Source organism: Pseudomonas sp. 008, from assembly GCF_016861935.1.
Taxonomy (GTDB): Bacteria; Pseudomonadota; Gammaproteobacteria; order Pseudomonadales; family Pseudomonadaceae; genus Aquipseudomonas.
In genome coordinates this window covers 127596-153194 of record NZ_BOMA01000008.1, presented here as the reverse complement: position 1 = coordinate 153194, position 25599 = coordinate 127596, and the positions used below count along the sequence as shown (strand labels likewise).

The window sequence follows — 25599 nt, the reverse complement described above, 5'->3', positions numbered from 1 at the left end:
AGCTCCTCAACAGTACCCTCCTCAGCTCCGATCTTGTCACGGCTTGATCGGGGTTTTTTTTGCCTGTGAATCGGTAATGGACGTGTTGATTGGGCTGACACTTTCGCGGGCAAGCCTCGCTCCTACAGGGATCGCGAATACCCTGTAGGAGCGTGGCTTGCCCGCGATGAACGATGACGCGGTCTAGCGTTGTAAAACGAGAATGCGCGACAGCAATTCATCCCGGTCGACATAGCAACCCTGGAAATGCCGGGCGCCGGTGGCGGGGTCAAAGGCGTTGCGGGCGTGGAGGGTGCGGCGGTTGTCGAAGCACCACAACTCGCCGGGGTTGAGCCGTGTCATCACCCGGAAACGCGCCTCGCGGGTCATCGCAATAAAGCGCCGGTAAGCGCGATACAGCCTGGGCATCTGCTCCACTGAAGCATCGAATGGCCCACGCAGAAAGTTCGCCATGCGGATTTCCGACACTTGCCCGAATGCATCCAGCGCGATGATCGGCGCCAGGCAGCGGTAGTCGCTGTGGCGGTCCTTGTTGCGGAACTCCACGGGGATTTCACACAAGGCTTGAAACGCCTCTGGATCTTCCTGACGCAAAGCTTGGGCGATGGCAAAACCGTCGACGAAAATACTCTCGCCGCCGTCGGCGTCATTCACCAGGCAATGCAGAAATTGCAGCCCCGGTTGCAACTCCCGGGTCGGCAAATCGCTGTGCAGTGGCAGGTTGAAGGCGGTATAGGCATTGCTGTCGGCATCGGCCTTGGATTGCACGTTGAACAGCACGCCGAAATTGCTCTCGCGGATGAACGAAATCCGCTGGGCGATCAGCTTCAGCGAGCCTGGCTCGGTGGGGACTCCGCGCACTTGAGTCAGGCCGATATCGCGCACGGCCAGCAGCCATTGCAACAAGGCGTCGTTGTTTTCCATCAGGGCCTGGTATTCGAACACTGGCAGCTGCAAATCGCTGTGCCAAAGCCTGGCTTTCGGTTTGCCCGCCTGGCGTTCGGCGCGGGACTCATCGTCATAGGCATGGGCCCGCAGCCAGCCCGGATCGAAGCGGCTGAGGTGGCCATCCTGCCAATCGACGCGCAGGCAGCCTTCGGCATCGACCGTGGCGTTTTCAGGCATCAGGTGCTCTGCGACATCGACGATTTCCAGCACTTGCTCACGCGTCACCGTGTAGACGCACTGTGGGCACGGGCAGTTGTCCCGCAGCCATTGATGATGAAAAGGGCTGACCCGACCGTCCGCCCACTTCACTTGAATGCGGTCCGCCAGGGTGTGCACGGCGGTCAACGCGCTGATCAATGGATAGGTGCGGAAATCGGCAAAAGCGGCGGCGGTGTTCATAGCAGGCTCCTTGTTATTTTTCGGGGGGTAATGCGATCACTCGGCCGATCCAGGCGGGTGCGGGCAAGTCGGCCTGCTCGGCGACAATGGCCTGCAGCTTGCTCAAGGTTGCTTCACTGAACGGTGCGGATCGCGGTCCGGCGAGGTCGACGTGCAGCAGCATTTGTTCATTGCCCGCCAGCTCCTTGTCACCGCCCACCAGATGCAGGCTGTGGTAGAGGTGCAGGCGCTTGCGGTCGTGGCCGATGATCTGCGTATGCACTTCGACGTCGGCATCGAGTTTCACTTCGTGCAGGTAATTAAGGTGCAGTTCGAGGGTAAACAGCGAGTGGCCGCTAGCCTCGCGGTTGTTGCTGTCCATACCTAGCCGATCCATCAACGCGTCAGTGGCGTAGCTGAAAATCAGCAGGTAGAAGGCATCGCGCAGATGGCCGTTGTAGTCGACCCAGTCGGGGATGATTCTGGTTTGGTAGGTGGTGAGGGTGGGCATCTTTATCTCCGAACGTGATCGTTCCCACGCTCTGCGTGGGAACGCTTCCTGTGACGCTCTGCGTCACGCCTTTGGGACGCGGAGCGTCCCGGGCTGCATTCCCACGCAGAGCGTGGGAACGATCTGTGCGAAGGGTTATTCGCTGAAGGCCATCCCATGTTTCTCTTTGGTGGTTTTCACCGCCTCCAGCACCGCCAGCAAGCAATCGTCACGATAGCGTTCCAGTGCCGAGATGCTGTGTGTGCCCAACTGATCGCTGGTGCCATCCACCACATCGTCAATCAACTTGTCGGTCAGCTCCGGTGCCGGCAGATACGTCCACGGCAACTGCAACGCCGGCCCGAACTGCGCCATGAAGTGCCGCATGCCAGCATCGCCACCGGCCAGGGTGTAAGTCAGGAAGGTGCCCATGAACGACCAGCGCAGACCTGCGCCAAAACGAATCGCATCGTCGATTTCACCGGTGGTCGCCACGCCGTCGTTGACCAGGTGCAGCGCCTCACGCCACAACGCTTCGAGCAAACGATCGGCGATAAATCCCGGTACTTCCTTGCGCACATGCAGCGGACGCATGCCCAGGGATTCATAGACTTTCATCGCCGCTTGCACCGCTTCTGGCGCGGTGTTCTTGCCGCCGACCACTTCCACCAATGGCAGCAGATAAACCGGGTTGAACGGGTGCCCGACCACGCAGCGCTCCGGGTGCGTCGAACTCTCGTAAAACTCGCTCGGCAACAGTCCCGAGGTGCTGGAACCGATCAACGCATTGGGCTTGGCCGCCGCGCTGATTTTGCTGTGCAGTTCCAGTTTCAGGTCCAGACGCTCAGGAGCACTTTCCTGAATGAAATCCGCGTCGCGAACGCATTCTTCGATGGTGGCGACAAAGCGCAGCCGATCCTGCGATGCGCCGGGTGCCAGGCCTTGTTTTTCCAGCGCGCCCCAGGCATTGGCGACACGTTTGCGCAGCGCCGCTTCGGCACCGGGTGCCGGATCCCAGGCCACCACATCGAGGCCGTGGGCGAGGGCGCGGGACACCCAGCCGCTGCCGATGACACCGCTGCCCAGTGCTGCGAAGGTTTTGATCTCAGTGATAAAGCTCATGGCGACTTCCTGAATTGGGCTCAAAAAAAATGTGGGAGCGAACCTGTGTGGCGAGGGGGCTTGTCGGAACGCCGCATCGCCCCGTTCGGCTGCGAAGCAGTCGTAAAACATTGCATGCAGTGTGGCTGATACACCGCGGCAACAGGTTTTGGGGCCGCTTCGCGACCCAACGGGGGCAAGCCCCCTCGCCACACAAGCTCGCTCCCACAGGGGGAAAGGGTGATTTGTTTCAACCGCGCTTGGTCAGGCCCATTTTTGCCCGGCCTTCTGCCGGGGTCAGAACGCGGGCGCCGAGGCGGCTGAGGATTTCCGAGGCGCGTTCGACCAGTTGGCCGTTGGTCGCCAACACGCCCTTGTCCAGCCACAGGTTGTCTTCCAGACCGACCCGCACGTTACCGCCGAGCAGCACCGCTTGCGCCGCCATCGGCATCTGCATGCGCCCGATACCGAACGCTGCCCAGACCGCATTGGCTGGCAGGTTGTCGACCATGGCTTTCATGGTGGTGGTATCCGCTGGCGCACCCCACGGGATGCCCAGGCACAGCTGGAACAACGGGTTATCCAGCAGACCTTCCTTGATCATCTGCTTGGCGAACCACAGGTGACCGGTGTCGAAAATTTCCAGCTCAGGCTTGACGCCCAGCTCTTGAATGCGTTTGGCGCCAGCACGCAGCTGGGCAGGGGTGGACACGTAAATGGTGTCGCCGTCGCCGAAGTTCAGGGTGCCGCAATCCAGGGTGCAGATTTCTGGCAGCAATTCTTCAACGTGGGCCAGACGGGTCAGTGGGCCGACCAGATCGGTGTTCGGGCCGAATTCCATCGGGTTCTCGCCTGCGCCGATTTCCAGATCGCCGCCCATGCCGGCAGTGAGGTTGACGATGATGTCGACGTCCGCCTCGCGGATGCGCTCCATCACTTCGCGGTACAGCGCCACGTCACGGCTGAACTTGCCGGTTTGTGGATCGCGAACGTGGCAGTGGACCACGGTAGCGCCCGCCTTGGCGGCTTCCACGGCGGCTGCAGCGATTTGTTTCGGGGTGACCGGCACGTGTGGGCTCTTGGCGGTCGTGTCGCCAGCACCGGTGAGTGCGCAGGTGATGATGACGTCGTGGTTCATGAGGCGGTTTCCTTCAGGCTTGAGTTTTTTTGGCAGAGCTTGGGCGTGGCGATCCCGCTCGCAGCCCGCATCGGGCTGCGAATCGGTGGTTCATTTCGGTTCTATTTACTGGTCAGCTTCAGGTTTTCAGCGGCCGGCTTGCCATCGAATGTGGTCACGCCTTCAAGCCAGCGTTGCTTGTCTTGCGGGTGATCCTTGAGCCACTGTTTGGCCGATTCGAAAGCGTCCTTGTGATCCAGCAGCGGCTGCATCATCCGGCTCTCGTCTTCGGCGGTGAACGTCAGGTTGCTCAGCAAGCGACCGACGTTCGGGCATTGCTGCGCGTAGTTCGGCGAGGTGACGGTCCAGACCGTGGCCATGCCTTCGTTCGGGCCGAGGGCGTCGTCGCTGCCGGTGAGGTAGGTCATCTTCACGTTGACGTTCATCGGGTGCGGCGCCCAGCCGAAGAACACCACGGCTTCCTTGCGGCGTACCGCGCGATCTACTGCCGCCAGCATGCCGGCTTCGCTGGACTCGACCAGCTGGAACTTGCCGAGGCCGAACTGGTTCTTGGCGATCATCGCCTTGATCTGGGTGTTGGCGCCCGAGCCAGGTTCGATGCCGTAAATCTTGCCGCCCAGTTCTTTTTCAAACTTGGCGATGTCGGCGAAAGTTTTCAGGCCCTTGTCGGCAAGGTAAGTCGGTACTGCCAGGGTGGCGCGGGCATCCTTGAGGCTTGGCGCTTCAAGCACTTTGACCTGCTTGGCATCGACAAACGGCGTGATGGTCTGGGTCATCAGCGGGTTCCAGTAGCCCAGGAACAAATCCAGGCGCTGGTCGCGAATGCCGGCAAAGACGATTTGCTGGGAGGCGCTGGTTTGTTTGGTGCTGTAGCCGAGGCCGTCGAGCAGGACCTGGGTCATGGCGCTGGTGGCGATCACGTCGGTCCAGTTCACTACGCCCATGCGCACGTTCTGGCACGACGCGGGTTCGGCCGCCATGACACTGGCGCTCAAGAAAGCGGTACCGCTGAGTGCAAGAACACAGCTGCTGATCAGTCGTTTCATGTCGGGGTTCCTCGGCAGGTCGTTTATTGTGGGTTCCGGTGTCTGTATCCGGTCTTGCGGATAGCGCTCATATTTTGGCGAGTGGCTGTTGGCCTCAGGCAAGGCGCCGCGACGAGTCATAGCTGGCTATGACGAGGAGCGGCAACGCAGCATGAGGTCAACAGACGCCGCAAAAATTGAGCAGCTATTCGTAAGACCGGATACCCCAGCGCCGGTGATGCCAAGTTACGCAGCAAAGCCCCCGTGGAAACGCACTGCGGCGACCAGCTCTTGCACTGCGGCGACCTGTGCACTTGAATGCTGCTTGCAAGTGGCGTATCAACGTCCACACGCTTCCCGCCCTCTCGTTGCCTGCCAGTCGAGTGCGCTCCATGTCCCAGGATTTCTACTTCTTGTTGATGCCGGGTTTTTCGGCGATCGGTTTTATCTCGGCGATCGAGCCGCTGCGGGTCGCCAATCGCTTTCGCGGCGAGTTGTACCGCTGGCATGTGTTGAGCGCCGATGGCGGGGCGGTTCTGGCCAGTAACGGCATGTCGGTCAACGCCGATGCAGCGCTGGAGCCGCTGAAGAAAGGCGCAACCCTGTTGGTGGTCGCCGGTTTCGAACCGCTGAAGTTCGCCACCCCGGCCCTGGAGCATTGGTTACGTCGCCTGGACAACGAAGGCGTGACGCTCGGCGCCATCGACACCGGCAGCTTCATCCTCGCCGAAGCCGGCCTGCTCGACGGTCATCGCCTGACCCTGCACTGGGAAGCCATCGACGCCTTCAAGGAATCCTATCCACAGCTGAGCGTCACCCAGGAACTGTTCGAGATCGACCGACGGCGTATCACCTCCGCCGGCGGTACCGCCTCGATCGACCTGATGCTTGACCTCATCGGTCAGGCCCATGGCCCGGAACTGGCGATTCAGGTCAGCGAACAATTCGTACTCGGGCGCATTCGCCCGCGCAAAGATCACCAACGCATGGAAGTCGCCACGCGATATGGCATCAGCAACAAGAAACTGGTGCATGTCATTGGGGAGATGGAACAGCACAGCGAACCGCCGCTCAGCACTTTGGAGCTGGCGGAATCGATCAAAGTGACCCGGCGTCAGCTAGAGCGCCTGTTTCGCCTGCACCTGCACGACACGCCGAGCAATTTCTATCTGCGATTAAGGCTGGAGAAGGCGCGGCAGCTGCTGCGCCAGACGGACATGAGCGTGCTGGAGGTGAGTATCGCCTGCGGGTTTGAATCGCCATCGTATTTCACCCGCAGTTATCGGGCGAGGTTTGAGCGGTGCCCGCGGGAGGATCGGCGTTTGGGGATGTTAAATGATCCTAAAATGGGTTATGACTTGCAAAGCAATGCTTAAAATGGTCTAAGTTATTTTTGGATGAAAGGCAGTTGTATAAATTAAAGAAGCTGTTAGGGAGGGTGATATGGAAGTTGAATTTAAAGAAAGAATTAAGCTTATGAACGCTATGTATAAGCTTCCTATAAAGGATCGTCCGGCAGTTGGTGGGGATGTAGTTGAAAGGCTTGTAAGGTTTAAGGCAGTGCTGTTGGATGAAGTTAATGAAATTGATGAGATTGTCGATATTGCTACTGCTGGTGGTAGTGATTTAGATGTGGTCGTCGCAATCGCCGATCTTTTGGGTGATGTGATAGTTTATTGTCGCTCTGAGGCAATGAAATATGGCATCCCCCTTGAGGAAGTTCTTGATGTGATTATGGATAGTAATGAAAGTAAGCTTGGTGCCGATGGAAACCCGATTTATGATGGAAATGGAAAGTTTCTGAAAGGGCCAGGATACTGGAAGCCAGAGCCTAGAATTAAGATGATGCTTGCGTCCCTGATTAATAAAAGTTAAGGAGTTCGCTTTGGCAGAGGTAAAAAGGAATGTTGTCGGTGAGTTGGAATCGCTCGAAAGTATAGAGCAGGCAATAGTTTTGGTGGGTGGAGCACCTGAAGCACCTCTGCAAGTATCAAAGGATATAGTTAATAAGTATAAGGGTGCTATGCATGATGCATCGCGCCTCCAGATGCTTGTAACATGGGCGAGAGCATCAGTAGATCCTGTTTTGCACTTTCATAGTTCTAATAGAACGAAGGCTGTATTGGCAGATCTAGGTACATATTCTCCTGGAGTTGCTGCGATAAGATTGACTTCAGGTATTCAGGTTGGTAGCGAATTTGTTTCAAGGCGGGATGCGTTGCGTAATGCCACTACTAAGATGCTGAATACTGATGCAGGCAATCTAAATAGTATTATCCATGGTCGAACAATTGACTTGGCATGTGTTAGTGGTGTGAATGTACAGTTTCTGAAGCCGTTGTTCTCTGCTAGGGATAAGAAAGCTGTTCGTGATAAAGCTGGTATGCATGAGATGCTTACTCAGCTCTTCGAAATAATTAATAAGAAAGATGCAGGCCTCATTCCTAATAGCTTTGTAGAGGCTTGTAGTGTATTCACCTGTGAATTATTTTCAAACACTCAAGAGCATGCGACGACTAATCATTTAGGTATTCCCTATGATGCACATGTTGAAGGCATGATCGTAAGTTGGGATGAAATGGAGGCCCGATTCTATAAAATGGACTTCAAGGGGCACCAGAGATTGCAAGACTTTTGGAATAGGGAGAAAGTAACTATTCGAGGGCGAGAGGGCATTCGGTGTCTACAGCTTAGTTTTTTTGATACTGGACCAGGTTTCGCCAGCCGGATTTCCGGTAAAGATGTAGAAGAACTCAGTGACGAGGAAGAGCGTGAGTGCCTTACTAGGTGCCTACTGAAAAATGTTACAACAAAGAGTCAAACAGGCTCTGGCGGTGGCCTAGCCCTAGTTCTTAATGAGTTGCAAGCTTTAGGAGGTTTGATCCGAATCAGGTCTGGTCGACTAAGCATATTCAATTGTTTTCGAAAGGGATGCATGGATGATGTGCATGAATTTGATGATTGGAGTCCGGATAAGCTTTGTAAAGTATCCGGTGCTGTAGTTTCCATTCTCGTGCCCCTGAGGAGAAAATAATGGATCGTGTGTTTTCTTTCCAAGCTTCAGGAGTATGCATCAATACCCAGCATCATCTTGATGCGCTTTGCGTATATTTTAGTGATCGGGATCAACTTGATTCGCTAGAGTTTTACTCTGATTTGGAGGCGTCTTTAAAGTCTGCAGTTTTGTTGCCTGATTGTGTTGTTATGATCGCAAGTAGGAAATTCTGTGAGGATATAAAAGAATACTGGTCGAATGACGTATTGAAGGCTTCATTTGTTACTCGAGGGGAGAGATCGGGAAAGCCGTTTATTAAGTATTATTATTTGTATTGCTGGGAAACGTCCGGATTAGTAGAGGTTTTTAGCCATTGTGCTGATGCCGATGTGAAACCTTGCTTCAATTTGTCTATTTGTGATCTGGTTCAGCAGGGGCTATATCATCTTGTTAAAGAGAATAATGTTGTCCAAATAGCACCGGTTGGGCATCTTTTTAAACACCCGTCAGGGACAAGGAATAATATTTTTATCCAGGCTAGGGAGCTCGCCAAAACCGAGCCCGAGCTCTGCTTTGTAGGTAGGTCTATAAGTTTGGCTTTTGGCTTTGAAAGATTTGCCAAGTTGTCTGTGGTATATATTGATAGTATGGGTATATATCACTTTGTCCAAGAGGCGCTCAGTTTTTGTAAAGTGGATGCAAGGATACATAGTTTTCATTCCTATGATGAAATGCGAAAGCTTACTCCGCCACCAATAGAGCACCTTATAGTTATATCCGCATCGACGTCCGGAGGGATGGCGAGAGATCTTAGAAATGACCAGGGTTTTAGTGATAGTAGAATTTTGACGTTGATTGATAAAAGCGATAGCGATCGTAGTGGTAAGGTATTAATTGCTCTTGAGAGTGTAGATAAGAATATTTTTGATTTTGAGGCGGATAATTTCGAAACTGAGATTGAATTAGTGGGTGAACATTTCTCTTCAAAGGCCAAGCCGCCCCGAGCTGTCACTTTGGGTAGGCCGCACACGCCACCTAAACTTTTAAAGTTTCTCAAGGAGTTTGGTCGGGATGGATTGAATTCTTTAAATGAGATTATTGATGGGCAGCCTAAGGTTTTATCCTTGGTTACCGAAAAAGTATCTCGGAATAAAGTCTTTCTGAAATGGTTGGAGGAAGAAGTTAGCTGGAATATTACTGTAGCAATTGATACGGTAATTTGTACCGATGATCTTGGGTCTATTGAAATTGCTAATACTGTTGCTGATCTGATTTCTACGCATAAAGTCGGGTCGGCTCGACCAACTGTTTGTGTGTACAGGAACGTGGATTGGAGCAGTGTTTCCAATGCGACAGGCGTGCTTGTCGTCACGGCAGTTGCGAGAGATGGAGGGCTGCTAAGGGAAATTAGTAGGGATCTACGGGAGAATTTGAATTCAGAAATTAACTGCCCGCGACATTATCTAACAGCAGTCGGTTTGCCGCAGAGCAAAGAAACTTGGAGTCGGTTAAAACAGTTTTTGGAAAGAAATGCTTCTGAGAGACTCTACGGCTTTTCGGAGTGGCTCGTCCTTCCAATAGGTTCGGATCGACAAAGTAATCATTGGTCGGATCTTGCAGCTTTGGCCAAAACCTCTCAAGTTGTAGAGGTGGAGAGCTCCGTTGTTAGCAAGTCGGTTGTGGATGCGTCTTTAGATTTGGTTTCTGACGCCATAAGGAAGGGCTTCAATGGCTTCCTGCCAAAGACCGATGGTAGTGATTTGGCGCTTTCATCAGGGTTTATATATTTCGGCGATGTCTTTAAAGATGACTTAGAGTCTGCTTTGCACGCAACCTCTTATCTAGCAATCGCTTCGGCTCTGCAAAAGGCTCGCGATATTGATGATGTGGCAAATCAATTAAGGTCCACTGGGTATGAGTCTGTGATTTTGTCACCAGAGTGCTTTCTTAGATTCAATGACAATATTTTGCATGCCTGTATTCTTAGAGGCTGTAGAAAGGGTGAGCTGGATTACTCGTCCAGCCCTCATCATAGTAAGTTAATGGGGGAGTTTTTATTGAAGGTGTTTTCAAGGCATCAACTCCCCTACGGAGCGGCTGCCGTTGAGTTTGCAGCCGCATTAGCGACTCAGAGGCTGAAACTGAAAAAAAATGACCAAGAAAGGTTAGTTGGTAAAGTGGTTAATAGCTTGAAAGATGAGCCGTCGGCATTGTTGGGTTTGCTGCTCATGGTGGATTTACCACGAGTCAGTATGCTCTCTATTAAATAATGTTTGAAGCGGGAGGCTATATTGGCCTCCCATTATTTATTTGCGTTGGTTGGGCTAAGGTTTGTCTGTGTTTCGTGGTTCTTTAGAGTAAACTTAAATCTGTAGATGTTTTATTTCTTCATTGGTGCGTCGGTGATTACCAGCGTAGAGCACGCCGTTTTGTAAGCCTCATGCTGATACTTGTTCAGCGTACCCGGCAGTTCAAAGTCGAACTTTTTGTTCTGCGCATTGATGGTTTGCGGCGACAGCAGCGTCACCTCGCAATTTTCCAGCAACTGGAAAACCCCTTCGATCTTGAAGGTGGTCGGCCCACCGGCGAACTCACCTTTCTTGCTGCGCTTTTTGATCGCGATCCGGTCGATTGAATTCTCACGAATAAACGACGCCACCTGAGCGGCAAAGACTTTGACGTTGGCGGCTTCGTCGTCATCGTCGAGGGCGATTTTCTTGGTGGCCAGCGCGACGTGTGTCAGCCCCTGATCGTCGAGGGAGGCCACGGCAAGGATTGCTTCGCTGCCTTTGATTTCGATGCCGCAGATTTTCATTTCAATCCCTTTTCCTGATGCTGGCGTGCAGCTTACAGCTCTAGTTGATTGGCGGTGATGCCAAAAGCCGCAGCGATTTTCTCACGCGTGGCCTTGCGGGGCTTGGCAACCGTTTCCTGCTGGGCAAAGGCTGGTTGGGAGATGCCCATGCGTCTGGCCACTTCATCCTGCGTAAGGTTCAGGTGTTCACGCCAGGCACGAACAGGGGGTGCGCCATCGACGATGCGGCTGACTACTTCGTGTGGGATCAAATGATTCTCCATTTTTATGTTTTTATTCCTGCCCAATCGACTCCAAAAACTCCGACCGCTCGTCACTCATCCGCGCCACGCAATCATTTTGCGCAATGTTGAAGGCTTTACTGCCGCTCGTCGCCGGGAACGCTTCCACCGCGCAATCGGCATCCCGGGTCTTCAGCCATTGTTGTTGCGCAGTTTTGATTTTTGCGGTGATGTCGGCCAGTTGCGCCTTGTTACTGCCGTAGCGCGTTTGCATGCGCTCGTTCAGGCCTTGGTAGTTGTCGCTCAGCAGCTGTTCGGCGGTGTTTCTGCTGTAAGCCGAGCATTCCAGGGTCTGGACTTCGTTTTCGACGGCGTCACAGGGGTTGTCGTCGGCCCCTTCGGCCGCCTGTACGCCGGTCGCTATCAGTGCCAAAGCCAAGAAGATGGATTTCATTGCGTCGCCGCCCTTAATTCAGTGAAACATTCGGTGATGCGACGAATTCTGGCCCATGCGAACGGGCTTGAACAGGTAGGCAATCACGTCGGTTGGCGACCCTTTGTCGCGGATTGACGCTTTCGGCAATTCCCCTGTCGTTTTTGCACCCGGCTGCCCCGTCCCTCAGGCATATGCTGGCCCCAAAGCGCCGGCACACGATTCGGCGCATGAATCGTTAATAGGGGACTGCCTGATGAGCCCAGCCGAATTACACGCCGACAGCATCGTTATCGACGGCCTGATTATTGCCAAGTGGAACCGTGAGCTGTTCGAAGACATGCGCAAGGGCGGTCTGACCGCGGCCAACTGCACCGTGTCGGTGTGGGAGGGCTTCCAGGCCACCGTCAACAACATCGCCGCCAGTCAGAAGCTGATTCGCGAGAACAGCGACCTGGTAATCCCGGTGCGCACTACCGCCGACATCCGCAAAGCCAAGGAGCAGGGCAAGACCGGCATCCTGTTCGGCTTCCAGAACGCTCATGCCTTCGAAGACCAGATTGGCTATGTCGAGGTCTTCAAGCAGCTGGGCGTCGGTATTGTGCAGATGTGCTACAACACCCAGAACCTGGTCGGTACCGGTTGCTATGAACGCGATGGCGGCCTGTCGGGTTTCGGTCGTGAAATCGTTGCCGAGATGAACCGCGTCGGTGTCATGTGCGACCTGTCCCACGTCGGCTCGAAGACCTCCGAAGAAGTCATCCTCGAATCCAAGAAGCCGGTCTGCTACTCCCATTGCCTGCCGTCGGGCCTGAAAGTGCACCCGCGCAACAAGTCCGATGAAGAACTGAAGTTCATCGCCGATCACGGCGGTTTCGTCGGCGTGACCATGTTCGCGCCGTTCCTGGCCAAGGGTATCGATTCGACCATCGACGATTACGCCGAAGCCATCGAATACACCATGAACATCGTCGGCGAAGACGCCATCGGCATCGGTACCGACTTCACCCAGGGACATGGCCAGGACTTCTTCGAATACCTGACCCATGACAAGGGCTACGCCCGCCGTCTGACCAGCTTCGGCAAGATCATCAACCCGCTGGGCATCCGCACCGTGGGCGAGTTCCCGAACCTGACCGAAACCCTGCTCAAGCGCGGCCATTCCGAGCGCGTGGTGCGCAAGATCATGGGCGAAAACTGGGTCAACGTTTTGAAAGACGTTTGGGGCGAATAAGCCGCCGCATCTGAAGAATCCTTTCCCCCGGCCGTCCGTGCCGGGGGCAACACAACGAATTTTCTGGAGTTAAGTTTCCATGGCCAAGATCGCCCCGCAATTGCCAATCGAAGTCGACAGCGAAACCGGTGTCTGGACCTCTGATGCCCTGCCGATGCTGTACGTGCCGCGTCACTTCTTCGTCAACAACCACATGGGCATCGAGGAAGTGCTGGGCGCCGACGCCTACGCCGAAATCCTCTACAAGGCCGGCTACAAATCCGCCTGGCACTGGTGTGAAAAAGAAGCTGAATGCCATGGCCTGGAAGGCGTCGCGGTGTTCGAGCACTACATGAAGCGCCTGTCGCAGCGCGGCTGGGGTCTGTTCAAGATCCAGGACATCGACCTCGACAAAGGCACCGCCAGCGTCAAGCTCGAACACTCCGCATTCGTCTACGTGTACGGCAAGGTCGGGCGCAAGGTCGACTACATGTTCACTGGCTGGTTCGCCGGCGCCATGGACCAGATCCTGGCTGCTCGCGGCAGCAAGATCCGCACCGTCGCCGAACAAGTTTACGGTGGCTCCGAAGAAGGCCACGACGACGGTTTGTTCACCGTCAAGCCGTTGTAAGTCGAGGAACCCGCCATGGCTTTCGAAGCAATGTTCCAGCCGATCCAGATCGGCAAACTGACCATCCGCAACCGCGTGCTCAGCACCGCGCACGCTGAGGTCTACGCCACCGACGGCGGCATGACCACCGATCGGTACGTCAAGTATTACGAAGAGAAAGCCAAGGGCGGGATCGGCCTGGCGATTTGCGGCGGTTCCTCCAGCGTGGCCATCGACAGCCCGCAAGGCTGGTGGAAGTCGGTCAACCTGGCCGACGACCGGATTATTCCGCACTTCCAGAATCTGGCCGATGCCATGCACAAGCATGGCGCCAAGATCATGATCCAGATTACCCACATGGGTCGCCGCTCCCGCTGGGACGGTGAGCATTGGCCAACCCTGCTGTCGCCGTCGGGCATCCGCGAGCCGGTGCACCGCGCGACCTGCAAAACCATCGAGCCGGAAGAAATCTGGCGGGTGATCGGCAACTACGCCAGCGCCGCTGCGCGTGCCAAGGCCGGTGGCCTGGATGGCGTCGAGCTGTCTGCCGTGCACCAGCACATGATCGACCAGTTCTGGAGCCCGCGAGTCAACAAGCGTACCGACGAATGGGGCGGCAGCTTCGAGAACCGCATGCGTTTCGGCCTGGAAGTGATCAAGGCTGTGCGCAAGGAAGTCGGTCCGGACTTCTGCGTTGGTATCCGTATCTGTGGTGACGAATTCCACCCTGATGGCCTGAGCCATGAGGACATGAAGCAGATCGCCAAGTACTACGACGACACTGGCATGATCGACTTTATCGGTGTCGTGGGCTCGGGTTGCGACACTCACAACACCCTGGCCAACGTTATTCCGAACATGAGTTATCCACCGGAGCCGTTCCTGCACCTGGCCGCCGGTATCAAGGAAGTGGTGAAGGCTCCTGTGCTGCACGCGCAGAACATCAAGGACCCGAACCAGGCAACCCGTATTCTGGAAGGCGGTTACGTCGACATGGTCGGCATGACCCGTGCTCACATCGCCGACCCGCACCTGATCGCCAAGATCAAGATGGGCCAGGTCGACCAGATCAAACAGTGCGTGGGCGCCAACTACTGCATCGACCGTCAGTACCAGGGCCTGGACGTCTTGTGCATCCAGAACGCCGCGACCTCCCGTGAATACATGGGCGTGCCGCACATCATCGAGAAATCCACCGGGCCGAAACGCAAAGTCGTGGTGGTCGGTGCCGGCCCTGCGGGGATGGAAGCCGCTCGTGTAGCCGCCGAGCGTGGCCACGATGTGACCCTGTTCGAGAAGAAAGAATTCATCGGCGGGCAGATCACCACCGCCTCGAAAGCCCCACAACGGGACCAGATCGCCGGTATCACCCGTTGGTTCCAGCTGGAACTGGCGCGTTTGAAAGTCGACCTGCGCCTGGGCGTGGCGGCAGATGCGGCGACCATTCTCGACCTGCGTCCGGACGTCGTGGTGCTCGCTGTCGGCGGTCATCCGTTCCTGGAGCAGAACGAGCATTGGGGCGCGGCTGAAGGCCTGGTGGTCAGCAGTTGGGACGTGCTCGACGGCAAGGTTGCGCCGGGCAAGAACGTGCTGGTCTACGACACCATCTGCGAGTTCACCGGGATGTCGGTTGCCGACTTCCTCGCCGACAAGGGCAGCCAGGTCGAGATCGTCACTGACGACATCAAGCCGGGCGTGGCCATCGGCGGTACGTCGTTCCCGACTTACTACCGCAGCATGTACCCGAAAGAAGTGATCATGACCGGCGACATGATGCTGGAAAAGGTCTACCGCGAAGGCGACAAGCTGGTGGCGGTGCTGGAAAACGAATACACCGGCGCCAAAGAGGAGCGGGTGGTTGACCAGGTCGTGGTCGAGAACGGCGTGCGGCCGGACGAAGAAATCTACTACGCACTGAAGGAAGGCTCGCGCAACAAAGGCCAGATGGATATCGAAGCCCTGTTCGCGATCAAGCCACAACCTTCGCTGAGCCAGGCGGGCGACGGCTACTTGCTGTTCCGCATCGGTGACTGCGTAGCCCAGCGCAACACCCACGCGGCGATCTACGACGCGCTGCGGTTGTGCAAGGATTTCTAAGAGCTTGTGGATAACCCTGTGGGGGCGAGGCTTGCCCGCGAAGGCGGTGTGTCAGTCAACATCATTTCTGAATGACACAGCGCCTTCGCGGGCAAGCCTCGCTCCTACAGGTAATCGAGCAAGGCATCCAGGTAGTTTGGCCTGCAAGACCCTGCGGTCTTTGGGAGCTCCACATGTTGAACACCCTTCTTCCAATTCTGTTGTTCGCTGCCCTGGGCCTGGCTGTCCTGGGCGCGTTGCGGCGGGTGGCTATGTGGCGTCAGGGCCGGGCTTCGAAAGTCGACCTGATCGGCGGTCTGTTCGCCATGCCCAAGCGTTACATGGTCGATTTGCACCACGTCGTCGCGCGGGACAAATACATCGCCAATACTCACGTCGCCACGGCCGGTGGTGCGGTGGCGTCCATTGTGCTGGCGATTCTGGTTCACGGTTTCGGCCTGCATAACCGCATTCTCGGTTATGCACTGCTGTTGATGACGGCAGTGATGTTCGTCGGTGCGATCTTTGTCTTCCTGCGCCGCCGCAACCCGCCGGCCCGGTTGTCCAAAGGTCCGTGGATGCGCCTGCCGAAAAGCCTGCTGGCGTTCTCGGCGTCGTTCTTCCTGTTGACCCTGCCGGTGGCGGGCATCCTTCCGGAAAACTTCGGTGGCTGGGTGCTGGCGGCGATTCTCGGCGTCGGTGTGCTGTGGGGCGTGTCGGAACTGTTCTTCGGCATGACCTGGGGCGGGCCGATGAAGCACGCCTTCGCCGGTGCCCTGCACCTGGCGTGGCACCGTCGCTCTGAGCGGTTTGGCGGTGGTCGTTCCACTGGCTTGAAGCCGCTGGATCTGAACGACCCGACCGCGCCACTGGGCGTGGAAAAACCCAAGGATTTCACCTGGAACCAACTGCTCGGCTTCGACGCCTGCGTGCAGTGCGGTAAATGTGAAGCTGCGTGCCCGGCGTTCGCCGCCGGCCAGCCGCTGAACCCGAAAAAACTGATTCAGGACATGGTCGTCGGCCTGGCCGGTGGTACGGATGCCAAGTTTGCCGGCAGCCCTTACCCAGGCAAGCCGATCGGTGAGCACGCCGGCAACCCGCATCAACCGATCGTCAACGGTCTGGTGGACGCTGAAACCCTGTGGTCCTGCACCACCTGCCGCGCCTGCGTCGAGGAATGCCCGATGATGATCGAGCACGTCGATGCCATCGTCGACATGCGCCGCCATCTGACCCTGGAAAAAGGCGCGACCCCGAACAAGGGCGCCGAAGTCCTGGAAAACCTGATCGCCACCGACAACCCTGGCGGCTTTGCCCCGGGCGGGCGGATGAACTGGGCGGCGGATTTGAACCTGAACCTGCTCAGCGAAAAGAAAACCACCGACGTGCTGTTCTGGGTTGGCGACGGTGCCTTCGACATGCGCAACCAGCGCACCCTGCGTGCCTTCGTCAAAGTGTTGAAAGCGGCCAAGGTCGACTTCGCAGTGCTGGGCCTTGAAGAGCGCGACAGCGGTGACGTGGCCCGGCGTCTGGGCGACGAAGCGACGTTCCAGTTGTTGGCCAAACGCAACATCCAGACCCTGGCCAAATACCGCTTCAACCGCATCGTCACCTGCGACCCGCACAGCTTCCATGTGCTGAAAAACGAATACGGCGCCTTCGATGGCAACTACCTCGTGCAGCACCACAGCACTTACATGGCGGAGATCATTGGCGAAGGCGCATTGAACCTCGGTCAGCACAAAGGCAACAGCGTGACTTATCACGACCCGTGCTACCTCGGCCGCTACAACGGCGAGTACGAGGCGCCGCGTGAAGTGCTGCGCGCCCTGGGCATCGAGATCAAGGAAATGCAACGTTCCGGATTCCGTTCGCGCTGCTGCGGCGGTGGTGGCGGTGCGCCGATCACCGACATTCCGGGCAAGCAACGGATCCCTGACATGCGCATGGAAGACATCCGCGAAACCGGCGCCGAGCTGGTGGCCGTGGGTTGTCCACAGTGCACCGCGATGCTTGAGGGCGTGGTCGAGCCACGGCCATTGATCAAGGACATCGCCGAACTGGTGGCTGATGCGCTGCTTGAAGACGCCGCGCCGGGAAAGCCTTCGGCACCGGCCAAACGTGAACCTGCGGAGGTGCATTGATGAGCGACATTATCCGCCGCGACCCTCGCGCTGAATGGATCGCCCGCAACCGTCTGCACCCGCTGCACGCGGCCATGCAACCGGTGCAACACAGCTGGATGGGGCCTAACGGCGTCATCCGCAAGAATCCCCACGGGATCGGTTTTATCGGTCCCAACGGGATCAAACGGATTGACCGCAGTGGTGCTCAGCAGGGCGGGGCGACTAAACGCTCGGCCGCGGTTGAAGTGCAATTGCCGCTGCATCAAGTGGCTGCACCTGCGTTCTACATCAGCGTGGTGCCGGACATGGTCGGCGGTCGCTTGAGCAGCCACGACCGCGATTTGCTCGGCCTGGCCCATCAGTTGGCCGGCAAGGACGGCGCGGTACTGGCGGTGGTCTTCGGTGAGCACAAGGAAAACGCCTTCGCCACGGCGGGCGTTGACCGCTTGCTGGTACTGGAAGGCGACGAATTCAGCGGTTATGCACCGGAACAACGCGTCCAGGGCCTGCGGGCTGTGGATAACCAGTTCAGCCCGCGTCACTGGCTGCTGCCGGACAGCCGCAGTGGTGGCGGCGAACTGGGTCGACGCTTTGCTGCCGCACTGGGCGAACGTCCGGCCACACGGGTCTGGCAGGTCAAGGATCAGGAGTGCATCGGCCGTGCCGGTGCCGGTTTGCAGGACCTTGCGCGGCCGGTGGCCCGCTTGATTCTGGCGGCTGCCGAATGCGCCGAACCGGTCAGCGAAACCCGTCACGAAGCGTTGCCGGTGGAGTTATCCACAACGGTCGCTCGCAGCTTGTCGCGGATCGAAGATCTGGGCGCGGTGGCGGTGGACCCGGCGGCGATTCCGATGGCCGAAGCCGAGTTCATCTTCTCTGGCGGCAACGGTGTCAAGGACTGGGGACTTTTCCACAGGACGGCCGAAGCGTTGGGCGCGACCGAAGGTGCGTCGCGGGTGGCGGTGGACGATGGTTTCATGGCGCGCGACCGTCAGGTCGGCGCGTCCGGCACCTGGGTAACCGCGCGGGTTTACGTGGCGGTGGGGATTTCCGGGGCGATCCAGCACCTGCAAGGCATCGGTGCCTGCGACAAGGTGGTGGCGATCAACCTCGATCCGGGTTGCGACATGATCAAACGGGCCGACCTGTCGGTGATCGGCGAGAGCGCCGAGATTCTTCAAGCCTTGATCGATGCGGTAGAGGCTTACCGCAACGACGCCAAGCGCGATGCGGCTTAAGGGAAGGAAAGGGTTATGAGCACGAAAATCATCAGCCTGGTGTCCATCGGTGCCCACCCGACCTCCGGCCGGCCACGCCGCGCCGAGCAGGACGCGCGGGCCGTTGAGCTGGGTCTGCAGCTGGCTGGGGATAACCTGCAAGTGCTGCACGCTGGCGACGTTGCGGAACCGGCGCTGCGTGCCTATCTGGGCATGGGCCTGGAACAGTTGCATGTGCTGGAACAACCGGTCGGCGCAGATGCGCTGCCAGCGTTGACCGACTATTTGCGTGACGCCGGGGCGCAGGTGGTGTTGACCGGCAGCCAGGCGGAAACCGGTGAAGGCTCGGGCATGTTGCCGTTCCTGCTGGCCGAAAGCCTCGGCTGGCCGCTGGTAGTGGGTTTGGCGCAAGTCGAATCCATCGACGGTGGTTCGGCGCTGGTTCTGCAGGCCTTGCCGCGTGGTCAACGCCGTCGCTTGAAAGTGCGCCTGCCGTTTCTGGCGACTGTGGATAACGCAGCGCCCAAGCCTCGGCAAAGTGCCTACGGCCCGGCGCGACGCGGGGTATTGCAGGCAGATGAAGTTGAAGTGGTCGACGATGAACTGCTGGCAGTGGCCACGCTGCAACCGGCCAAGCCACGACCCAAGCGCCTGAAAGTGATCAAGGCCAAGAGCGGTGCCGACCGCATGAAGGCCGCGACGGCCAAGGCCAGTGGCGGCGGTGGGCAAGTGCTCAAGGGCGTGACCGCGCAGGCGGGCGCTGAAGCCATCCTCAAGTTGCTGATTGAAGAAGGCGTGGTTCGCCAGGGTTGAGCGACGGCAACAACCGGTCATGAGACTGTCTGCCTGGCCGGTTGTCACGCCTCAACCTGCGTGCGCTGAAACGGTTGCTCATTTTCTGTGGAGTCACACCAATGGAAGTTGAATTTCGTCCGGCATTACGCACGGATGCGCGGGAGATTGCCCGTTTGTTCCAGATTTCGTCAGAGGGTGCTTCAGATTACATCTGGAGCCAGCTGGCGGAGCCCGGGCAGGATCTGCTGGAAGTGGGGGGCATTCGTTACGCCCGTGAAGATGTCGATTTCTCCTATCAGAACTGCCTTGTCGCAGAGGCTGACGGACAGGTCATCGGCATGATGCACAGCTATGTGATGCGTCACGATCCATTGGCAGCTCCCGTGACCGATCCGGTCCTGGCGCCTTACGCCGACATGGAAGTCCCCGATACCCTTTATATTTCGAGCCTGGCCCTGCATGAAGGTTGGCGCAGCAAGGGGCTGGGTGTGCGCTTTCTGGAGCACGCTCAGCATCGCGCCGATCAACTGGAACTCAACGGCCTGAGCCTGATCGACTATGCGGCGAATACCGGGGCTCGGCGTTTTTATGAGCGCCATGGTTTTGGGATCGTCAAAACCTGTCAGGTTGTTCCTCATCCGTTGATTCGGGTGACGGGTGATGCCTATCTCATGCATCGGCCTTAGGGGCCTCCCGTTTTTGATGGAGTACATATCCGTTTCTGCGGTCACGGCGGCTGGCGGTTTCGCTTTTACAGCGAGTCACTTTCGAAAAGCGCGAAAGTAACCAAAGCGCTTTTGCCCCTCCATTCGGTGCCTCGCCTAGGCTCGGCATGCCCTCACTCCGGCATTGCTCCGGGGGCCCGCCGCCATCGGCCATCCATGGCCGGGGGCGGCTACCGCGGCATCCTTGCCGCGGTGCCCCCTGCGCAACGCCTGCGTTCGGCCTCTGGGAAAGGGGCGGCAGATCCAAAGCCAAAGCAGAAGCCACAGCAAGATCAAAAGATCGCAGCCTCGCTTCGCTCGACAGCTCCTACAGGGAAATGTGTGCACGTGAGATCAGGCCGGCCGGTAGGCCGCCTTGCTTTTGATTTTGACGCACCGCCCCCTCGAGAGGCCGAGTGGAGGTTCTGCGCAGTGGGCAACCCGGCATGGATGCCGGGTTAGCCGCCCCCGGCCATGGATGGCCGATGGCGGCGGGCCCACGGAGCAGGACCGGAGCGAGGGCATGCCGAGCCTAGGCGAGGCACCGAACGAAAGGGGCAAGAGCCCTTTGGTTACTTTGGGGCTTTTCCAAAGTGACCCGCCGTAAGGGCGGAACCCTAAGTAGCCGTTACCGCAGAAATGGATATGTACTCCCGATACCGTAGATGCGGGGCAAGTATCTGGGTTACCCACAATCCCTGTTAGCGCTTCTGTGGATAACATGTTCGCCCCTCGCTACACCCCATGCCAATCAAGCCTTGCAGCCCTCCGTACAAAAAACAATCAGCCTAACCCACGGTTTTTTCGGGCTTTTTCCACAGAGTAACGTCGCTTACTGGCTGGCACTTGCCCCCAATCTCTGTTGGCGCTTCTGTGGATAAGATGTTCGCTGTCCGCTACAGGCCATACAGATCGCGGCTTTCAGTGGGTTGATCAAATATTGTTCAATTCGGCGTTTTCCTCCGCTAATCGTCCCGTAAACCCCGAATCCTCGCGGGTTTCAGCGGTTTTCCACAGAACCCGAAAAGTTGCCCCCAAAGTCTGTTGGTGCTTCTGTGGATAAGGTGTTCGCCATCCCCTGTACGCTATGTAAAACGTGACCTGCAAGCTTCTGATTAAAAAATAACCAGTGTCTGGCTAAAACCCTGCTTCTGGATAAGTCACGGTTTTTCTTCGGTTTTTGTGAATAGATTTAGCCTGTCACCCACAGTTGTCCCCATTTGCTGTGGGTGGAGATGTGGATAACTTGTTCGCTGAACCCTGTAAGCCACGGCCCGTATAGGCCGGAACGCGATAGATCAGATTTCATACAGTTCTAAGGCACTTCCTTGACTTCGATCTGTCGCCTGTCTTCACTCTCATCGCATAAGGACAACTGTCACTTATCCACATCTGGTTCAGGGAGAACGCGTGATGGATAGCCAGCCACATCATCGCTTGCACCAAAGCCCCTGCACGACCTGTGTCCCGACATCCGCCACCTTGTTGCACAAGCGGATTCATCGTCGCGCCGCCAATCAGCGCGCTCGTCTATAGCACCTGGCCCCCTGATGCCATTACGCCGCTGCCATTGAGGCCCGACCGTGCCCGGTGACCAGGCGTTTGTTCGTCTATCGATTGCAGGCAACCGCAGAGTTGCCCCATCTGCCCGAGAGGAAATGACCCATGACACGGATCGCCACGCCCATCAGCGATATCAAGGAACATTACGACGTGATCGTCATTGGCTCCGGCTACGGCGGCGGGATCGCGGCGTCGCGCCTGTCCCGGGCCGGCAAGCGGGTGTGCCTGCTGGAGCGAGGCCGGGAAATCCAGCCCGGCGAATACCCCAATACGATGCTGGCGGCCACTGAAGAGCTACAAGTGCATGACCCGGACGGGCACATCGGCTCGCGCACCGGGCTGTTCGACCTGCACGTCAACGCCCAGCAGAACGTAGTGGTCGGATGCGGTCTGGGTGGCACGTCGCTGATCAACGCCAACGTCGCGCTGGAACCGGAACCCGGTGTATTCGACGATCCGCGTTGGCCGCTGGCGGTGCGTGAACATCGCGACACGCTGCTCAAGGACGGTTACGCCCGGGCTCGGGAGATGCTCAAGCCCAATCCCTATCCGAAAACCGCTCCGACCTTGCCCAAACTCGAGGCTAACCAGAAGTCCGCCGATTACCTCAAGCAAGGCGCACACTTCTACAAGCCGCCGATCAACGTGACCTTCGACAAGCTGCCGAACAACCTCAACCACGTCGGCGTCGAGCAATTGCCGTGCAACCACTGCGGCGACTGCGTTTCGGGCTGTAACAACAAGGCCAAGAACACCACGTTGATGAATTACCTGCCGGATGCCTGCAACCACGGCGCAGAGATTTTCTGCCAGGCCGAGGTCCGGCATCTGGAGCGCGACGGCGATGGCTGGATCGTGCACTTCCAATACCTGGACAGCGGCCGCGAGAAATTCTCCGCGCCGACGCTGTTCGTCAAGGCGGACATTGTCGTGGTGTCGGCCGGCACCCTGGGCTCCACCGAGATCCTCCTGCGTTCACGGGACAAAGGCCTGTCGACGTCCAGTCAGCTCGGTGAAAACATGAGCGGCAACGGCGACATCCTCGGTTTCGGCCACAATTGCGATGAAACGATCAACGGCATCGGTTTCGGTGCCCATCCAGCCTCGGAAATGAAACCGGTCGGCCCGTGCATCACCTCGATCATCGACATGCGCACCGAAGGCGACTGGCGCAGCCGCATGGTCATCGAAGAAGGCTCGATTCCCGGCGCACTCGGCCGGCCCATGGTGCCGAGCATGGCCACATTCGCCGGGTTGATCGGCAAACCCACCGATGACAGCTTCACCGGCAAGCTCAAGTACGCCGAGCGCGAAGCCGAAAGTTTCCTGCGTGGCCCGTACCACGGCGCCCTGCACAACATGCAAACCTACCTGATCATGAGCCACGACGATGGCAAGGGCCGCATGGTGCTCGACAGCAAGGATCAGTTGCGCATCGACTGGCCGGGCGTTGGCGAGCAGGAAAACGTCAAGATCGGCAACGAGCGCTTGCACCAGAGCACCAAGGCCTTGGGCGGGATCTGGGTCGAGAACCCGATCTGGACCGAGTTGCTCAAACACAGCATCGTTTCCGTGCACCCATTGGGCGGTTGTGTGATGGGCGAGGATGCGACGCAAGGCGTGGTCAACCACAAGGGCCAGGTGTTCAGCGGCGTCAGCGGCACCGATGTCTATGCCGGGCTGTACGTGGCCGACGGCGCGGTGATCCCGACCTCACTGGCGGTCAATCCGTTGCTGACCATCTCCGCCGTGAGCGAGCGCAACATGGGGCTGCTGGCGGCCGATCGTGGTTGGCACATCGACTACACGTTGCCCTCGGCACCGCGCAAACCGGTGGTGGCACCGACCCTCGGCGTGCAGTTCACCGAAACCATGAAGGGCTATTTCTCCAAAGATTTCACCCAGCCCCAGGGCACCGATCTCAAGCTCTACGAAGCGGCGGCCAAACGCGGCAAGTCGGATAACTCGCCGATCGAGTTCACCCTGACCATCACCGCCAACGACCTCAATCGCATGATCAAGGAGCCGGAACATGCCGCGACACTGGTCGGCACCCTGGATGCGCCGGGCCTGTCGCCAGAGCCGCTGACTGCCAGCAACGGCGTGTTCAATCTGTTCGAGGAGTATCAGGAACAGGTTGGCGTGCGGCACATGAATTACGACATGAAGCTGACCGCCGAGGACGGCAGCGATTATTACTTCAGCGCATTCAAGACCGTGCCCGAAGACAACGGCGTGCTTAACGTCTGGCACGACACCAGTACGCTCTACGTGACGCTGTATCGCGGGCCGGACAAGACAGGCGAGGTGATCGGCTCGGGGGTGATGCACATCGAGCCGGCCGATTTTGCCAAGCAGATGACCACCATGAAGGTGCTCAACGCGCGCAACGAGCGCGAGCGCATTGAAGGGCTGGCGCGGTTCGGCAAGTTCTTCGCCGGCATCTTGTGGGAGAGCTATGGCGGGGTGTTCGCGGGCGACATCTACTTCAACCCCGATGCGCCGCCCCGGCAGAAACGGCCGCTGGATGCACCGACGCCGAGTGTGCAGTTCTTCCAGACCGAAGACAGCGTCCAGCTCCGCCTGACCCGTTATCAGGGCGGCAGCAAGGGGCCGGTGATGCTGGTGCATGGTTTGGGTGTGGGCTCGAATATTTTCTCCACCGACACTATCCAGACCAATCTGTTGGAATACCTGTGCAAGCACGAGTACGACGTCTGGCTCCTGGATTTCCGGGTCAGCATCCTGCTGCCGGCCAGCAAACATGAATGGAACGGCGACCAGATTGCCCAGTACGACTTCAAGGCCGCCATCGAGCATATCCAGCAGGCAACCCTCGCCGCTGACGTGCAGTGCGTGGTGCATTGCTACGGCGCGACGACCTTCTTCATGTCGCTGCTGGCCGGCTTGCAGGGCGTGCGCTCGGTGGTCTGTTCGCAGATCGCTGCGGACACGGTGGTCGCCACGGCAACAGGGCTGAAGGCCGGTCTGCATTTGCCGGGGATGCTCGACGCCATCGGCATCAAATCCCTCACCGCGTATGCCGACAACAAGGAGAGCTGGTTCAACAAACTCTACGACAAGGCCCTCAACATCTACGCCCGCATCGAGGCTCAAGGCTACTGCACCAACCCGGTGTGCCACCGCATCACCTTCATGTACGCGTCGCTGTACCGCCACGACACGCTCAACGAAACCCTGCACGACAACCTGCACGAGTTGTTCGGCGAGTCGAACATACAGACCTTCGAGCACCTGGCGCTGATCCTGCGCAAAGGCCATCTGGTGGACTTCAAGGGCCAGGATGTCTATATGCCGCACTTCGACCGGCTGACCATGCCGATCTGCTTCATCAGTGGCGAAGACAACCAGTGCTACTTGCCTGAAAGCACGCTCAAGACCTATGAGCGCGTGTGCAAAGTCCATGGACCGGAACGCTACAGCCGGCATGTGGTACCGGGTTACGGGCATATCGACTGCATGTTCGGCAAGAACGCGGTGGTTGATGTGTACCCGATCATCCTGCAACACCTGGAGAAAACCGCCCTTGGCTAGCACTGCTCATCTGTGGCTTGGGGCTTGTTGTAGCGAGGGGGCTTGCCCCCGTTGGGCTGCGAAGCGGCCCCAAATCGGCAAATGCGGTCATTCAGGAACATTGCGATTGCATGTTTCACGACTGCTTCGCAGCCGAGCGCGAGCAAGCTCCCTCGCCACAATAGCCGTGTGCTGACTTGGGATTGGCGACTACAAG

General features: G+C 57.7%; 19 protein-coding genes and 1 pseudogene. 12 read left to right on the top strand and 8 right to left on the bottom strand.

Annotated features, from left to right (window positions below):
- Nucleotides 1-183: 183 nt before the first annotated feature.
- From JUI81_RS17995 to JUI81_RS17975, 5 genes are all read right to left on the bottom strand, one after another.
- The gene (locus JUI81_RS17995; protein WP_204124769.1) at nucleotides 184-1347 is read right to left on the bottom strand and encodes a gamma-butyrobetaine dioxygenase; all 1164 of its coding nucleotides are present in this window, start codon (nucleotides 1345-1347) and stop codon (nucleotides 184-186) included.
- A 13-nt stretch (nucleotides 1348-1360) separates the two neighbouring features.
- Nucleotides 1361-1837 (bottom strand): thioesterase family protein, encoded by a 477-nt coding sequence (locus tag JUI81_RS17990; RefSeq protein WP_019580669.1) that lies wholly within the window; start codon nucleotides 1835-1837, stop codon nucleotides 1361-1363.
- Nucleotides 1838-1972: 135 nt separating this feature from the next.
- Nucleotides 1973-2938: an L-carnitine dehydrogenase gene (locus tag JUI81_RS17985; protein WP_019580670.1), complete on the bottom strand. Its 966-nt coding sequence runs from the start codon at nucleotides 2936-2938 to the stop codon at nucleotides 1973-1975.
- A gap of 229 nt (nucleotides 2939-3167) precedes the next feature.
- Entirely contained in the window at nucleotides 3168-4055 is an 888-nt protein-coding gene (locus JUI81_RS17980; protein WP_019580671.1) for a 3-keto-5-aminohexanoate cleavage protein, read from the bottom strand.
- 101 nt (nucleotides 4056-4156) lie between these two features.
- Nucleotides 4157-5101: a choline ABC transporter substrate-binding protein gene (locus JUI81_RS17975; RefSeq protein WP_007937989.1), complete on the bottom strand. Its 945-nt coding sequence runs from the start codon at nucleotides 5099-5101 to the stop codon at nucleotides 4157-4159.
- A gap of 371 nt (nucleotides 5102-5472) precedes the next feature.
- On the opposite strand from JUI81_RS17975, the gene JUI81_RS17970 reads away from it, so the two are divergent.
- From JUI81_RS17970 to JUI81_RS17955, 4 genes are all read left to right on the top strand, one after another.
- Complete coding sequence (locus JUI81_RS17970; protein WP_204124768.1) at nucleotides 5473-6456, top strand: GlxA family transcriptional regulator; 984 nt, start codon at nucleotides 5473-5475, stop codon at nucleotides 6454-6456.
- Between the two features lie 67 nt (nucleotides 6457-6523).
- Nucleotides 6524-6955, top strand: coding sequence for a pyrophosphatase (locus tag JUI81_RS17965; protein WP_204124767.1), 432 nt, complete (start codon nucleotides 6524-6526; stop codon nucleotides 6953-6955).
- A gap of 10 nt (nucleotides 6956-6965) precedes the next feature.
- Nucleotides 6966-8114, top strand: a complete 1149-nt coding sequence (locus JUI81_RS17960; RefSeq protein ID WP_204124766.1) for a hypothetical protein — start codon at nucleotides 6966-6968, stop codon at nucleotides 8112-8114.
- Complete coding sequence (locus JUI81_RS17955; protein WP_204124765.1) at nucleotides 8114-10345, top strand: hypothetical protein; 2232 nt, start codon at nucleotides 8114-8116, stop codon at nucleotides 10343-10345. Before JUI81_RS17960 ends, JUI81_RS17955 begins: the two co-directional genes overlap by 1 nt.
- Nucleotides 10346-10455: 110 nt before the next feature.
- Here the strand turns inward: JUI81_RS17955 and JUI81_RS17950 are convergent, their stop codons facing one another.
- The 3 genes and pseudogenes from JUI81_RS17950 to JUI81_RS17940 form a co-directional block, all read right to left on the bottom strand.
- The gene (locus JUI81_RS17950; RefSeq protein ID WP_204124764.1) at nucleotides 10456-10890 is read right to left on the bottom strand and encodes a DUF3010 family protein; all 435 of its coding nucleotides are present in this window, start codon (nucleotides 10888-10890) and stop codon (nucleotides 10456-10458) included.
- Between the two features lie 32 nt (nucleotides 10891-10922).
- Nucleotides 10923-11156: pseudogene (locus tag JUI81_RS17945) on the bottom strand (helix-turn-helix domain-containing protein); the annotation flags it as partial.
- Between the two features lie 7 nt (nucleotides 11157-11163).
- Nucleotides 11164-11565: a lysozyme inhibitor LprI family protein gene (locus tag JUI81_RS17940; protein ID WP_018928783.1), complete on the bottom strand. Its 402-nt coding sequence runs from the start codon at nucleotides 11563-11565 to the stop codon at nucleotides 11164-11166.
- A gap of 235 nt (nucleotides 11566-11800) precedes the next feature.
- Here JUI81_RS17940 and JUI81_RS17935 point away from each other — a divergent pair, with 235 nt between their 5' ends.
- The 8 genes from JUI81_RS17935 (at nucleotide 11801) to JUI81_RS17900 (ending at nucleotide 25403) form a co-directional block, all read left to right on the top strand.
- Nucleotides 11801-12778 (top strand): dipeptidase, encoded by a 978-nt coding sequence (locus JUI81_RS17935; RefSeq protein WP_007907542.1) that lies wholly within the window; start codon nucleotides 11801-11803, stop codon nucleotides 12776-12778.
- A 79-nt stretch (nucleotides 12779-12857) separates the two neighbouring features.
- Nucleotides 12858-13388, top strand: a complete 531-nt coding sequence (locus JUI81_RS17930; RefSeq protein WP_007926354.1) for a DUF5943 domain-containing protein — start codon at nucleotides 12858-12860, stop codon at nucleotides 13386-13388.
- 15 nt (nucleotides 13389-13403) lie between these two features.
- The gene (gene dgcA / locus JUI81_RS17925; RefSeq protein ID WP_019580673.1) at nucleotides 13404-15464 is read left to right on the top strand and encodes a dimethylglycine demethylation protein DgcA; all 2061 of its coding nucleotides are present in this window, start codon (nucleotides 13404-13406) and stop codon (nucleotides 15462-15464) included.
- A gap of 173 nt (nucleotides 15465-15637) precedes the next feature.
- Nucleotides 15638-17587: a dimethylglycine demethylation protein DgcB gene (gene dgcB, locus JUI81_RS17920; protein WP_018928784.1), complete on the top strand. Its 1950-nt coding sequence runs from the start codon at nucleotides 15638-15640 to the stop codon at nucleotides 17585-17587.
- Nucleotides 17587-18807 (top strand): electron transfer flavoprotein subunit alpha/FixB family protein, encoded by a 1221-nt coding sequence (locus JUI81_RS17915; protein ID WP_064620846.1) that lies wholly within the window; start codon nucleotides 17587-17589, stop codon nucleotides 18805-18807. The genes dgcB and JUI81_RS17915 overlap by 1 nt, the downstream gene beginning before the upstream one ends.
- Before the next feature lie 15 nt (nucleotides 18808-18822).
- Nucleotides 18823-19599 (top strand): electron transfer flavoprotein subunit beta, encoded by a 777-nt coding sequence (locus JUI81_RS17910; RefSeq protein ID WP_018928786.1) that lies wholly within the window; start codon nucleotides 18823-18825, stop codon nucleotides 19597-19599.
- A 101-nt stretch (nucleotides 19600-19700) separates the two neighbouring features.
- Nucleotides 19701-20267 (top strand): GNAT family N-acetyltransferase, encoded by a 567-nt coding sequence (locus JUI81_RS17905; RefSeq protein ID WP_204124763.1) that lies wholly within the window; start codon nucleotides 19701-19703, stop codon nucleotides 20265-20267.
- Nucleotides 20268-21950: 1683 nt separating this feature from the next.
- Nucleotides 21951-25403, top strand: a complete 3453-nt coding sequence (locus tag JUI81_RS17900) for a GMC family oxidoreductase N-terminal domain-containing protein (RefSeq protein WP_204124762.1) — start codon at nucleotides 21951-21953, stop codon at nucleotides 25401-25403.
- Nucleotides 25404-25599 lie beyond the last annotated feature (196 nt).